The organism is Massilia sp. Root335 (assembly GCF_001425685.1).
Lineage (GTDB): Bacteria > Pseudomonadota > Gammaproteobacteria > Burkholderiales > Burkholderiaceae_D > Telluria > Telluria luteola.
The window spans coordinates 631,745-645,017 of the sequence record NZ_LMCY01000003.1 but is presented as its reverse complement, the minus strand read 5'-3'; the positions used below and the strand labels follow the sequence as shown (position 1 = coordinate 645,017).

Sequence of the window (13,273 nt, the reverse complement as noted above, 5' to 3'; positions counted from 1 at the left end):
GGTGTCGTTGCCGGAGCTGCCATTGAGGCTGTCGCTGCCTGTGCCGCCGGTGATCGTATCGTTACCACTGCTGCCGTAGATGGTGTCGTTGCCCTCCAGCCCGTTGATGCTGCCAGCGTAACCACCTGTGGCGCTTAGTGTATCTGCTCCGGCGGTGCCAATGATTGGCTTGCTGATTACTGAGGCAAAATCCCACGTCGTACCGTCGGCAAAGCGAATTTGCTCTACGCGGTTCTGGCCGAAGTAGTTAGAAATCCGAACCGTGTCACCGGTATTAAAGGCAAGTACCAGATCCAGGTTCTCGGCATTAATGCGCGTGTTGCTCGGATCGAGGCCCGCTCCCAACTGCAGCACATCGACGCCTGCGTTCGCGTTCTCGTAGACAACGTCGTGTCCATCACCAGCGTGGAAAATATAAAAATCGTTGCCATTTCCGCCGCCTAAGGTGTCATTGCCGCCACCGCCGAACAACAGGTCGTCGGTATCACCCCCGTTGAGCAAGTTACCGTTCGCCCCGGCGATATGAACGTGCAGTGCATTGAGCGTGTCCGTTGTAATGGCACTGCTGCGCAGGGTAGTTTCGAGCGGTGACCACGCGTCGAAACCGGCGCCGGCCAAGATCGGTTGCGCGTACTTCGCAATGTCGATCCAGTCGGTCAGGCCGTTGATCGCGTTGTCGGCTACGCGCGCCTTGAGTGCGGCGTTAAGCTGATCGAGATTAAGGTGCGCACCATCGGCGTCGAGATCGATGTGGATGGTGTCGAGCAGAGGTTGTAGGCGGGTTTGCAATACAATCGGACCATATACTGAATCCTTCAATGCATCAAACGATTGCTGCAACTGGTTTGTCTGGCCGCCAACCAGGTTCACGGTCGCGGTGCGAACGCCCTGTGAATCGGGTGCGCTCAACGTAATGCCGGTCGCGCCTGTTTGCGATTCGCCGGGCAGTGCGAAGAAATAGTGGCCATTAAAGGCTTCAAGGATATGCAGTTTGGTTTCCCACTGCGCTTGCTGCGCGGCGCTGGCCCATACGACCTTGATTTGCGCCGGGTTGCGGTCCTGCATATATGGGATCAATGGCGAAGTATCGGCCCACGCCAGCAGCAGGTCGTCGAGCGCAGCTTGCTGTTCGGCGCCTGTGTGGGCAGCGGCAAACGCAGCGAGCTTCGCCTTTAACGTATTGCGTGCCGCCGTATCAAGGCTGGCTGCCTGTCGTAGTTCGCGTACCAGTCCCGAACCTCGCACGCTGGGCAGTTGCTGCGCGTCTGCGTCGATCGGAATGGCATCGGTGAATTGGGAATGGAAGGTATCTTGTGCAAGGTTGACGTCACCTAATCGGCTGGTTTCGCTCAATGTGCCGGTCGCGCCATCGGTTTTGATGTAAGTGCCAAGGTCGGCGACCACATTGCCATTGGCTAATCTCACACTGTTGACGGTCTTGGCGGCATTGAAGCTGGCGATGTCGGCGTCAGACATCGTGAAAAGTTCATTCGCTTGCGAAATGCCGTCCTGGTTGAGATCGCGCCAGATGCGCAGCTTGCTCCAGTTGGCATCTGTGCTATCGACTTTTCCGTCGCCGTTTGTATCTTCCTGCACCAGCGCGGCAAAGCCGTCAGCGGCAAAACCTCCAACATACAAAGGCGTGGCGTCGCCGAAGAGTTCGTGGCCGTTGTCGATCACGCCGTTGTTGTTGCGGTCCATGACGAGAAATCCATCATCGGGCTTGACCCAACCGGAGATTGTCTTGATGCCACCGCCGTTGTGGTCGAATTTGACGTTCGATTGCGCCGGACCGATGGTTTCCAGCCCGTCGCCGTCGAGATCCAGGATCAGGGGATCGCGGGTGACAGTTCGGGCCGATGAAAAGCTTGAACCGACAAGGTCGGAGATAAGTATTTCGGCACCGGTTGCAGCCAGCATTGCGGCACCGACGCTGGCCCCTATTGTCAGTACCGCGGCTACGCTGGCACCTAGCGGCCCGGTAAGATAAAGGGGCGCAAGTGCCGATCCGACAATTTCACCGGCCAGCAGACCGGCGCTCATGCTCGCGCCGAATGTAGCCGTCCATTCGGCCAGCAGCGAACCAGCCTTGGCGGTGTCGCCTGCTTGCACGGCCGCGCTGGCGTCGTTGACAGTTAAAAGGAAATCCACGACGGCCGCAGCCGTACTGAGCTTGGATAATCCTTTTGCCGCCAGGTCGATCTTGGACAGATAATCGATGTTCGCGAGCAATGCCGTCTTGTTTACTTCGGCCAGGCTGCCCATCGCTGCGGCACCGGACAATTTTCCCGGCATGTCGTCCGGGAATGCCGGTGCCACCGGGCTTAAGCCATCGGAGAGGAATTTGCCTGCGTCGACGAGCAAGGTGCCGTCCGCATTTTTGATGATATCCAGATCGGCGGTCGCTTTCCACGACAAAAGGCCAGTGGCACCTTGCAGCTTTAAAAGAGCATCGCTATTCACGGCACCGCCCAAATCGTGATAAAGAGCGGTGAGCGCCTCGCGCGGCACACCGTTGACGGTGGTAACGTGCGTGTTCTCCAGCAGGGCTGGCAATTCGATCTGGGCAAAAGTGCGGTTCGGGCTGGCGAACGGCGTCAGGGTTTTGACCTCGCCGGTGGTGGCGCTGACAAAACGACCCGAGGCGTCGGCCCAAGGGCCAGACTTGGCGTCATATAGCCAGTCGGCGGCGGGGCCCCGGTAGGTAGGCGCTTGGAGTTCGATTAAATCAATCCCATGTGCATCTGCCACCTTGGCAAGAAACGCATCGGATTTCAAAAATTTTGCAGCTTCAGTGTTGTCAATTACACGAATATCCTCACCATTTGCAAGCATCCCATTGATAATTCCGGTGGATGAAATGCCCGGGGCGATAGGTCCACTATAAAGAACTGTAACTTTGCCTGTTGCTGATACATCCACTTGGGTGGCAAGGGCTCGTAATGAGTCAAGTGTAATATAGGCATCCGGATTGGTATTAAGCAGTGAGATTGCTTGTGCGGAGGTCAGGATCATGTTAGTTGGTTTTCCGCATCAAACGTCCAAAGTCACCGAATATTCCGTATTGCGCGCGTAAACGCCTCCACCTTTGTACGCCGTTAGCGAATTCTTCAAGTCGGTCAGAATATCATTGCGTCTGGCTTCAAGATGCGGAGGAATGTAAATATGATGAAGCTTCCAATGTGCCCAGCCTGATTCACCTCTTCTTCCTCCTGCGTCTAGTAAGTGAAGCTCTATGGTTATGAGTTCCCTCTCCCAATATAACGTCCATGTCGATTCATTTCGGAACTCGTCGCGTCCCCTTGCAACGCAACGCAAATAAACGTCGCGATCGCGATCAATTGTCCATTGATCGGAGTTGGTTCCCCCTGCGATGTATTTTTTATTGACTTCTTCGATGCCGTATTTCTTGATGTCCGCTTCGGGGATAAATTCATTGATAAATGCCATATTGACTTTCTTTTTCTGTTTTTTAAACGTTGAAGATCGATGGATTTTTTTTGCGGAGACGAAAACGTCGTCATGTTTTTGTGTTGCCAGGTTCTCTGCAGCACGATTGAAATGCACTTGCGTCCTTTTTTAGGTGCGAGGAGCGAGCAGTACGAAATTTCATTTTTGATCGGCCGCACCTGGTTTTTCACCTCTTGGTGAGTGGCGTTTTATGGAAAGTCGCTCTTCCAATACGGCCGTCATTCCAGGGCCCTCAATACCTAAAGAAGGACTGTGACTTTGCCGGTTGCCGATACACCCACTTGATTGGCAATAGTACGCAATGAGTCAACGGTTGTATAGGCGTCTGGATTGGTGTGTAGGAGTGTAATGGCTTCTGTGGAAGTCAGGCTCATGTAACGTTAGTCTCCGCATCAAACGTCAAGAGTGACGGAATATGTCGTGCTGGCTGAATACACGCCGCCATCTTTGTACGCGATTAAAGCATCCTTCAGATCTGCCAGAATAACGTCTCGCATATTTTGAAGATGCGGAGGAATATGGATAAGGTGAAGCTTCCAATGCGTCCAGCCTGGCTCGCCTCTTTTTCCGCCACCTCCAATCATGTGCAATTCTTTTGGAATCAATTCCCCGTCCCAGTAGAATGTTCACGTCGATTCACTTCGATATTCTTCTCTCCCGCGTGCTACGCAACGCAAATAGATATCGCGATCTCGATCGATCGTCCATTGGCCCGACTTCGTCCCTCCAACGATGTACTTCTTATTGATTTCCTCAATACCGTACTTCTTAATATCCGCTTCGGGAATGAATTCGTTGATGAATGCCATATTATTCCTCTCCTCTTGATTTGTGGAATTGTAAGGATCAAGAGCGGCCCGTGTAATTCGGTTTGGTTTGCCCGCTTCTTTACATGATTCATGGTAACTACATTTCTGGAACAAGAGACTTGTCGAAGTCCGTCTCCTTGCCCAGCACCAATAGCAATAGCGCCATCCTGATCAGGATACTGTTCGCCGCCTGGCGAAAATAGGCGGCGTTCGGCAGGCTGTCGACGTCGGTGTGCAGCTCGTCGATGCGGGGCAGGGGATGCAGGATTACCACGTCCTTCCGGCAGCAGGACTCCAGTTTGGCGCGGGTTAATACATACTTGCCGCGCACCGCTGCCAGCACGTCCCTGTCGTCGATCCGCTCGTCCTGGATGCGCGTCCAGTAGACCACATCGGCCTCCTTCAGCGCGGAGTCCAGGTCGCTCGTCCGGATCGCTTCGAATCCCTGGTCGCGCACGCTGCGGAGAATCGGATCGGGAATCTGGAGTTCGGGCGGCGCGACGAACAGGAAACGCACGCCCGCATGGAGGCATAGCAGGATCACGAGCGAAGGCACGCATCGGCCAAACTTCAAATCGCCCACCAGGGCGATCGTCACCCCGTTGACGCCGCGACCGGGCCGTTCCTCGATGATGGTGAACAAATCCTGCAGCGCCTGCGTGGGATGTTCGCCGGAGCCGTCACCGGCATTGATGACCGGCACGCTGGAATACGCGGCCGCATCCCTGGCGGCGCCGAGCTGGTGATGGCGCATCACGATCACGTCGCAATAGGACTGGATCATGGTAATCGTGTCGGCCAGCGTCTCGCCTTTGGCCAGCGACGAGTTGACGGTCCCGGTCGTACTGTTGACCTGGCCGCCCAGGCGCATGAACGCGCTGGCGAAACTCATCCGTGTCCGCGTGCTGGGCTCGAAAAACAGATTGCCGAGGATGTAGCCGTCGAGAATTTTGCTCCTGGCCTTCCGTGCGGCGACGGGCTTCATCCGGCGCGCCAGGTCGAACAGGGTATCCAGCCCGGCAAGGTCGAATTGATTCACTGAAACGATACTGCGGTTCTCGAATTCCAAGGCATTCTCCGTTGTCCAGCAGGCCGGTCAACCGCGCATCCTAGAAGAGAACCTGGCAAAGATCCAGACGCCACCTCGGAGAAATATTCACTGTGCATCGCTTTGAAAGCAGGTTGACGGCATATCGACAGCAAACTGCAAGCTTGTCGGGCCGGGCGCGGCACGGAACCGCCTCCGACCTGGTGGCCACTCACGGTACGACGCGCGCCAGACCCGATGCGGCGCGGTGCGTAACCATGGACGAGGAGAAGACATGTTCAAGTTGTATTGCGTGGCACGCCGGGCGCTGATCCACTGGCAAATCCACCGGCTCGAGCGGAAGGCGGATCATATCGTCGCAGCACGCCAGGCCGCGCTCGACCGGCTCAAGGAGATCCAGCGCGCCTGCGTCGAAAAGCAGGTGCGGTTGCGCGGGTATGCCTACCACCTGGGCGCGCGCGACGCATGGTGATGGCGGTCCGCGCCACCTGGCTCGACCGCCGGACGTCTGGTCAGCCAAAGGCAGCCGCGCTATACTCGAACAAGTCCTACATTACCCAGGTGCACCATGTCCGACGATTTTTCGATATCCCGTGAATTACTGGAGGAGCTGATCTCCCTCGTCAATTCCGGCCAGAGCTTCTCGGATATTCATATCGAGCAGGACATGCCCGTGATGATCAAGTCGCCGCGCGGGTGGCGCCAGGTCGGCACCGAACCGGTCACGCTCGAGGACATGCTGCCCGTGCTGAACGCCATCGACGAGGATTGGGAGGACAAGATCGTCGAAAGCGCGATCGACCGGCCGTTCATCCTCACCGACTACCGGCTGCGCTGCAACGTGTTCCGCTCCTCGTCCGGCTCGAAGACCACCATCTCGATCCGGCGCCTGCCGCTGCGGCCCATCGCGCTGGAGCACACGGGCCTGCCGCATTACGTCAAGACCGTGCTCGAGGCGACGCGCGGCGTCATCCTGATCACGGGGCCGACCGGCTCGGGCAAGACGACGACGATCGCCTCGATGCTCGACCAGATCAACGCGACGCGCAGCGCCCACATCATCACGATCGAAGAGCCGATCGAATATCAGCTGCGGCGCAAGCAGTCGATCGTCTCGCAAAAGGAAGTCCCGACCGACACCGCCACGTTCTCGTCCGGCCTGCGCGAGGCGCTGCGCCAGAAGCCGGACGTCCTGATGGTGGGCGAGATCCGCGATTTCGACACCGCCGACACCGTCCTGCACGCGGGCGAATCCGGCCACCTCGTGCTCGCGACGATGCACACGAACAGCGCCGTCAGCGCGATCTCCAAGCTGCTGGGTTTCTTCCCCGCCGAGCAGCGCGAGCAGCGCGCGGCCGCGCTGTCGAATTCGCTGGTCGCGGTGGTTTTCCAGACCCTGCTGCCGACCGAGCAGGGCGACGACGTCGTGCTCGCCTACGAAATGGTGTTCAACAACAACCAGCAGGTGGCGCAGTACGTCGCCGACCCCGGCAAGCTGCACCTGATCGCCGACTTCATGCGCCGCAAGGAAGACAGCATGTCGCGCAGCCTGAACGACGTCCTGGCCCAGCTGATCGCGAAGAAGGCGGTCAACGTCAAGGATGCCATGCGCGCCGCCTACAACCGTCTCGAGCTGCACGAGATGGTCAACGCCAAGCGCTGACACCCGCACCCGCTTCGCACGCGGGCGCGCCGCTTCGCCGGCCCCGCCCGCCGGCGGCGCATGTGCCGTCATCCTGTAGAGGGACCCTCCCTCAACCAACCGTACAGGTACCGACATGAGCACGTGCGTGCATGCCCATTATCCCCCACAGAGTCTTCCCGACTTCCCCAGGCCCCCGGCCGGGCCGTCCCCGCAGCAGCAGACGGACGAATGGGTCAGGCGGCTCGACCACTTGTCCGTCAAGCTGAAGCAGCAGGCCAGGGACGACGACCACGAACACCGGCCCAAGCGCACGGCCAGTGTGCCGGCGGCGCCCTATAACGATGCGGACGGCGAACCTGAAACCAAGCGGAAGAAGACGTCCCGGCCGCCGGTGCACACCCACGTGCCCGACGGCGCCAGGCCGGAACGCGGCCAGCCGATGCCGAAGCCGACCGGCGTCGTCGACGTCGACAAGCCCATCATCGTGAAGGCCGGCGAGACCTTCGACGGCGGCGGCAAGTACTACCGGCCGACGAAGGCGCTCGGCGACGGTTCCCAGGGCGAGCACCAGCAGCCGGTGTTCATCCTCGAACCGGGTGCGACGCTGAAGAACGTCCAGTACTCGGGCGCCGACGGCATCCACCTGATCGGCAGCGCCAACCTCGACCACGTCGTCAACCGCGACATCGGCGAGGATGCCATCACGATCGACGGCGCGAAGAACCGCATCCACGACGCGAAGCTGTCCGGGATGTCGGTCGACGACATTCCGAAAGGGCCGGCGCAGGTCGTCATCACGAACAGTTCGTTCTACAACGGTTCCGACAAGGTGGTGCAGGACAATGGCGACGCCGAGGTGCTGATGAGGAACGTCTACGTCAACGGCGCCGGCAAGGTGTTCCGCACGAACGGCGGCCAGCCGATCACGACGAAGCTGACGGTGGAGGATTCGACGTTCGAGAACGTCAAGGAATCGCTGTTCCGCACCGATTCGAAGACGTCGAGCGCCAGTTTCTCGGGCATCGACGATGGCGGCATGAAGATGGATGCACTGACGCCGGATGCCGCCCGGATCAGTGGCACCGACAAGGTCTCGTACAAGCCATATTCGGGGTGAGGTGAAAGCGGGCGGCGCGGCAGCGTCGCCCGTGCCGGGCGGGATCAGAAGGCGTCGGGATCGTCTTCGTTCATTTCGGCGCGGCGCCGCTTGGCGCCTTGCAGGACCTTCTGCAGCATCATGATGCCGAGCGTGCCGATGGCCTGGTCCAGGGCGTCCTGGTCGGCCTTGTCCTTGTCCTTGTCTTTGTCCTTGCTCTTGTCCTTCGTCTTGTCGGTCTTCTCCGGCGGCGAAGGCGGTTTGCTCCCGGTCCTGCTCGTGGATGTCATGTCGTTCTCCTGAAAGTGTCGGTTGCCGGTGGAGGGGAAAGGCGGCTCATGCGCGCAGCCAGACGTAGTCGCCGCGTGCGAGGTTCTCGAACATGTCGTCGCGCGCCTTGAAGATGTTGTCGCGCCAGTAGCGCCCGTGTTCGACGTAGTGCTCGATCATGGCGAGCAGCCACTTGCCGTCGACCTCCTCGTTGAGTGCCACGCGGGCAATCAGGACGATGGCGCCGGTGTCGACTTCCAGGCCGAGCTGCGCCTGGTCCTGGGCGTAGACGGCCAGGTTGGCTTCGAGCAGCAGGCGGAACACCCGCAGCGTCCGGCCCGCCGTGACGACGCCGTACTGGAACGTCACGTACACCGCGTCGCCGTCTTCCTCGAAATGGTCGATCGCCACGTCGAAGCTGTCGATGTCGAGCACGCCGCGCGCGAGCACCTCGTCGGCGCCGGGCACGTCGCGCAGCGCGCAGATTTCGTGGATCAGTTGATCGCGTCGTTCGAGGCTCATCGTTCTTTTCCGTCGCACCGGTGAAATAAAAAAAGGCCGGCCGGGAGCGGGTTGCGGCTCCCGGCCGGCGCGCCATGCGCGGCCCGATGGCGCGCCGTCGACCTTACTGGACGATGTCCTTGGCCGCCTTCAGGCCCATGGTGCTGATCTTGGCATGCAGGGTGGCCAGGTTGATCGCATTTTCGGCTGCGGCGGCGGCCTCGATCGCTGCGATCTGGGCGCCGGTGTTCAGAGTGACGGGTGCGTCTGCCATGATGTTTCTCCTGAAAGTAAGTGGATTACTGCTGGATATGTGTGCGGTATTGCCGCACACGCTGGTTTGCCGGCCGTGCGCTTGGCACATGGCTGGCGGAACTACTGGATCGCCAGGCGGCACAACTGGGCCGCGGCGCGGAATCCATCGGCCACCGCGCGCCCGGCCTGGGCTTCGGTGCTCGCCGTGTCGGTCGAGCGCGCGGCGCAGGCGTCGGCCAGGCTGTCGAGGGCCTGCGCCGCGGCGCGGACCTCGTGGTGGCGCCTGGCCTGGGTGCCCGCCTGGGGCAGGTCGTCGAGCACGTCGATCAATGCTTCGGTCATGACTTCGTACATTGCGGTCTCCTATTGCAAGGTGGTGTTGCCGGAAGCGTCGGCCAGGAAGTTCTTGGTGCCGTCGCTCGATTCGATGTAGCGCACGCTGTCCGCATGCAGGGCCGAATCGACCTTGCCCGCGACGGCCAGTTCGTCGATTCGCTCGACCTTCACGCCGACCGTGAGCGCCAGCGGCGCCATGTCGTTGCGGAAGCGCTCGACCACGTCGCGCACCGCGGCGGGCTGGCGCGCCGTGCCGGCCACCTCGAAGCGCGCGGCGCCGGCGTAGCGCACCGTGACGTGCGGCTCGTGCAGCGATTCGGCCAGTTCGCGCGCGATGTCGTCGGCCGGCTTGACCTGCCAGCGCAGGCGGCTGCCGGCGACGCTGCGCAGGCTGGCGTGCGCCTTGCGGGCCGCCGCGGCGTTCGCCACGATGCCGCTGGCGACGAAGCCGTCCGGCTGCTCGCGCAGCTCGATGCCGGGCTCCTGCAGGCGGTCGAGCGCGCCCCGCACGTCGGCGATGCCGACCCGGGCGAGCGGATGCGTGGCCGCCTGCGACGTCTTGCCCACGGCCAGCGCCAGGGCGCCGGCGCCGACCGAGCCGACCAGCATCGCCACCAGCCCGGTACGCGTCCACGAGGCACGCGGGGCGGGCGGTACGCGCACAGGTTCGTCCGTGGCGGCATCGGCATCGGCGGCGGCCGGCGCGGCGAGCATCGTTTCGAGCAGCTGCACGTCCGACGGCCACGGCGCGTCGGACGGTCCGGCGCACAGCACCACGTCGCCGAAGCGGCGCGGCGTGAAATCGTCCAGCGTCGACGGGGCACCGGCCGTGCCCGCGGCGGCGATCGTTACCCGGTCTTGCGTGTCGGTTGCCAGTTGCATGGTGCCCTCGTTCCAGTCCTGGATCAGGATGTCGGCCGTCGTTTCCGCACCGATCGACATCGTCGCTGGATTCAACTGTATCCGGGCGCCGGCGTGGAAGCCGGTCAGGATGCGAAGTTCTTTGGTCATGAACGAATCTCCTATTCAGTGTGATGCGGTTGCGGCAGCCGGATCACCAGCCGCGGCCGCGGCGGATCAAAGCGGCGAGCGCGGACATGCCGAGCGCGCGGCCTTCGCGTGTCCGGTGGCGCCCCAGGTTCAGCAGGACGATCGGCAGCAGCAGGTTGATGGACTCCTCGGCGTCCGACGGCGGGCGTCCCGCGCCGGCCGGCCTGGCCGCGGCCAGCAGGCGGTCGCGCACGTCCGCCAGCGTGGCGGGACGCGTGCGCTCGGTCTCCGGGATCGCGAGGAATGCGCGCACGATGGCGAGGATCGGGTAAGTCGGGCTGGCGGCCGGGCCCGCGCCCGGCGCGGCGGCGCGCTTCACCACCGCGGGCAGCGCCAGCAGCGCGCGTTCGGCGCGGGCCCGGGCGTCCTTGGCCGTGGCCGCGGCCCGCCACTGGGCGAGCAGGCGGTTGTCGTCGCGCGCCGGACGCGCCACCGCGCGCATCGTCCAGCGGGGGGCGGTGCGCGGCCCGGCATCGGCGGCGGCCTGCTGCCGGCCGAAGCCGCCGGCGCCGCCGGGGTCGCGCCCCTGCGACGACGACTGCTGGTCGCGCGCGTTGCGTTCGCCGGTCTGCGCCACCTGGCGGTCGTCGCGCAGCAGGTGCTGCTCGAGCATCATGAGCAGGTCTTCGCTTTCGGCGCCGGGATCGGCGCCGTGCGGATTGTCGGCGTCGCGCTTCTTGCGGCTGGCCGCGCGGCGCCGGGCCGCCAGGCCGGGCCCGTGGCGGCGCAGGTGCGGCAGCAGCGGCAGCGGTTCCTGCGCCGCCGGCTGGTCGGTCTGGGTGGCCGGCCGGGGCGTGTCCGGCGCGGCGGGGAGGGGCGGCAGCCAGCCGCCGCCGATGCGCGGGATGCTCATACGAACATGACCTCCCACAGGCTGCGCGCGAAGCTCAGCACCGCCATGCCGCCCCAGGGCGCGCTGACCATGATGGCGACGGTGACGATCACCAGCTTCACGCTTTGCGAAATGCTCGAGTCCTGCAGCGACGTGATCGCCTGCAGGAAGGCGACGGCGAGGCCCGTGAGCGCGGCCACGGCGACGGCCGGCAGGGACACCATCAGGCACAGCTTCAGTGCCTGGGCGGTCAGGTGGGTGAGGTTATCGTATTCCATGACGTCACTTGTAGGTGGAGATCAGGCCGTGGACCAGCATCGACCAGCCGTCGAGCGAGACGAACAGCAGCAGCTTGAACGGGATCGCCACGTTCGTCGGACTGACCTGCGACAGGCCGAGCGCCATCAGCACGTTTGCGACGACGAGGTCGATCACGATGAACGACAGGTACAGCAGGAAACCGATCTTGAAGGCGGCGGTCAGCTCGCTCAGGATGAACGCCGGCGCCAGCACGATCAGGTCGTCGTCCTTGAGTTCGGCCGCGCGCGCCGGCGGCCAGATCTGGCGCGCAGAACGCAGGAAGAACGCCTTCTCGCGCGCCGTCGCATGGGCTTGCAGGAAGGCGCGGAACGGCTCGCGCCCGGCGTCGAGCAGCGGCATGACCTGGGCCCCGGCCGCGCCTTCGCCGGACAGGTGGGCGCGGTGCATGGCGTCCATGCCGACCGGCGCCATCACGAAGCACGTCACGATCAGGGCGACGCCGTTGAGGACCGAGTTGGGCGGCACGCCTTGCAACCCGAGCGCGTTGCGCAGCAGGCCCAGCACGACCACGATCTTGGTGTAGGACGTGACCACCATCGCCACGAACGGCAGGACCGCGAGCGCGAGCGCGGCGATCAGCAGCGAGCCGACGTCAGGCGCGGCGTTCATCGGCGCTCGCGATACGGCGGATGTGCAGGCCGAGCTGGTCGCCGATGGCGACGAGCTCCCCGAAGGCCAGGGTCTGGCCGTGCGCCACCAGGCGGATCTCGGCGTCGGCCAGCGCGACCGGCAGGGTGAGGAGATAGCCCGGCTGCAGGGCGGCGATCTGCCCGATCGGCAGGTTCACCGTCACCACTTCGATGTGGACCGGCAGTTCGACGTCGCTGACGTCGATCGGGGTGGAGGCGGCGTCCGGCGCGGCGCGCAGGGACAGGTCGGGATCGTGGCTCATGGTGGCGGGATGGCTTTCCAGGATGACGTTGCGGGAATCGATGCGTGCGCGCGCATGGACGGCGTGACCGTTGGCGGCGCCCCACAGCAGGGTCGCCCGGTCGAGTGTCGCGTGCGGCGCGAGGCCGGGTGCGGCCGGCCAGCCGAGCAGCACGTCGCCCGCGCGCAAGGTGCGCAGCAGCGCGGGCGTGGCGTGGCGGGTGCGCAGGCGCAGCGTGGTCGGCAGGGTGAGCGAGGCCAGCGCCGGGGGCAGGGCGGCGCGGCCGCGCGGACCGATGCGCTCCGCCAGCGCGGCGGCCAGCGTGCCGGACACCGCGGCCACGGTGGCCGTGGCGGTGGCGCCATCGTGGTCGTATTCGAGGTGCAGCACGCCGGTGCGGCCGGCGGGCGGCGCGGCCAGGCGCAGGTCCTGCACGGCCGGCCGCGTCATGCCATGGCGCGCCAGCGCTTCCAGCGGGCCCGCCAGGTACAGGCTGGCCACCGCGGCGCGGCACGCTGCGTCCGGTTCGAGGGCGATCGCCTCGAAGGCGGCGCCGGCCTCGACGTGCACGTGCAACTCGCCCTGGCCGCTGGCGATGGTCAGCTGCGCCGTCTTGCCGGTGCGCGGCTGCCCGGCGGGCACGGCCCGCACGCTCCCGTGCAGCGCGCCGCGGGCGTCGTACAGGGCGCGCGCCAGGCCGGCCAGCGCCGGCGTGTAGTGGCGCAGCCTGTCCGCGAGCGCAATGGTTGCCGTTGTGGTTTGCATGGG

Annotated in this window: 16 protein-coding genes; 3 read left to right on the top strand and 13 right to left on the bottom strand. The window is 63.5% G+C overall.

Annotation, left to right across the window (positions count from 1 at the left end):
• The 4 genes from ASC93_RS03255 to pyrB all read right to left on the bottom strand — a co-directional run.
• The coding region (locus tag ASC93_RS03255) for a calcium-binding protein (protein WP_307188955.1) at positions 1–3,015 on the bottom strand (3,015 nt) is incomplete at its 3' end.
• 18 nt (positions 3,016–3,033) lie between these two features.
• Positions 3,034–3,567, bottom strand: a complete 534-nt coding sequence (locus ASC93_RS29410; protein ID WP_200958259.1) for a hypothetical protein — start codon at positions 3,565–3,567, stop codon at positions 3,034–3,036.
• A 530-nt stretch (positions 3,568–4,097) separates the two neighbouring features.
• Complete coding sequence (locus tag ASC93_RS31590; RefSeq protein ID WP_200958258.1) at positions 4,098–4,280, bottom strand: hypothetical protein; 183 nt, start codon at positions 4,278–4,280, stop codon at positions 4,098–4,100.
• 97 nt (positions 4,281–4,377) lie between these two features.
• Positions 4,378–5,349 carry an aspartate carbamoyltransferase gene (gene pyrB, locus ASC93_RS03250; protein ID WP_056436778.1) on the bottom strand — a complete coding sequence of 324 codons (972 nt, stop codon included), beginning with the start codon at positions 5,347–5,349 and terminating at the stop codon, positions 4,378–4,380.
• A gap of 253 nt (positions 5,350–5,602) precedes the next feature.
• On the opposite strand from pyrB, the gene ASC93_RS03245 reads away from it, so the two are divergent.
• The 3 genes from ASC93_RS03245 to ASC93_RS03235 all read left to right on the top strand — a co-directional run bounded on the left by ASC93_RS03245 (position 5,603) and on the right by ASC93_RS03235 (position 8,090).
• Positions 5,603–5,800, top strand: coding sequence for a hypothetical protein (locus tag ASC93_RS03245; RefSeq protein WP_056436776.1), 198 nt, complete (start codon positions 5,603–5,605; stop codon positions 5,798–5,800).
• 96 nt (positions 5,801–5,896) lie between these two features.
• A complete protein-coding gene (locus ASC93_RS03240) occupies positions 5,897–6,991 on the top strand; it encodes a type IV pilus twitching motility protein PilT (RefSeq protein ID WP_056436773.1) in 1,095 nt (364 codons plus the stop codon).
• A 115-nt stretch (positions 6,992–7,106) separates the two neighbouring features.
• Positions 7,107–8,090 (top strand): pectate lyase, encoded by a 984-nt coding sequence (locus ASC93_RS03235; protein WP_082547724.1) that lies wholly within the window; start codon positions 7,107–7,109, stop codon positions 8,088–8,090.
• A gap of 44 nt (positions 8,091–8,134) precedes the next feature.
• Here ASC93_RS03235 and ASC93_RS03230 read toward each other — a convergent pair whose 3' ends face one another.
• The 9 genes from ASC93_RS03230 to sctQ form a co-directional block, all read right to left on the bottom strand.
• A complete protein-coding gene (locus tag ASC93_RS03230; protein ID WP_056436767.1) occupies positions 8,135–8,359 on the bottom strand; it encodes a hypothetical protein in 225 nt (74 codons plus the stop codon).
• A gap of 46 nt (positions 8,360–8,405) precedes the next feature.
• Positions 8,406–8,861, bottom strand: a complete 456-nt coding sequence (locus ASC93_RS03225) for a CesT family type III secretion system chaperone (protein ID WP_056436764.1) — start codon at positions 8,859–8,861, stop codon at positions 8,406–8,408.
• Positions 8,862–8,964: 103 nt separating this feature from the next.
• Complete coding sequence (locus tag ASC93_RS31585; protein ID WP_200958257.1) at positions 8,965–9,114, bottom strand: hypothetical protein; 150 nt, start codon at positions 9,112–9,114, stop codon at positions 8,965–8,967.
• A 101-nt stretch (positions 9,115–9,215) separates the two neighbouring features.
• The gene (locus ASC93_RS03220) at positions 9,216–9,449 is read right to left on the bottom strand and encodes a hypothetical protein (RefSeq protein ID WP_056436761.1); all 234 of its coding nucleotides are present in this window, start codon (positions 9,447–9,449) and stop codon (positions 9,216–9,218) included.
• A 9-nt stretch (positions 9,450–9,458) separates the two neighbouring features.
• Entirely contained in the window at positions 9,459–10,442 is a 984-nt protein-coding gene (gene hrpD5 / locus ASC93_RS03215) for an HrpD5 family protein (RefSeq protein ID WP_056436757.1), read from the bottom strand.
• Between the two features lie 43 nt (positions 10,443–10,485).
• Positions 10,486–11,334 (bottom strand): hypothetical protein, encoded by an 849-nt coding sequence (locus tag ASC93_RS03210; RefSeq protein ID WP_056436753.1) that lies wholly within the window; start codon positions 11,332–11,334, stop codon positions 10,486–10,488.
• Entirely contained in the window at positions 11,331–11,591 is a 261-nt protein-coding gene (gene sctS, locus ASC93_RS03205; protein WP_056436750.1) for a type III secretion system export apparatus subunit SctS, read from the bottom strand. Before sctS ends, ASC93_RS03210 begins: the two co-directional genes overlap by 4 nt.
• Before the next feature lie 4 nt (positions 11,592–11,595).
• On the bottom strand, positions 11,596–12,243 hold the full coding sequence (gene sctR / locus ASC93_RS03200) for a type III secretion system export apparatus subunit SctR (protein ID WP_056436747.1): 648 nt from the start codon (positions 12,241–12,243) through the stop codon (positions 11,596–11,598).
• Positions 12,227–13,270 carry a type III secretion system cytoplasmic ring protein SctQ gene (gene sctQ / locus ASC93_RS03195; RefSeq protein ID WP_056436745.1) on the bottom strand — a complete coding sequence of 348 codons (1,044 nt, stop codon included), beginning with the start codon at positions 13,268–13,270 and terminating at the stop codon, positions 12,227–12,229. The genes sctR and sctQ overlap by 17 nt, the downstream gene beginning before the upstream one ends.
• Positions 13,271–13,273 lie beyond the last annotated feature (3 nt).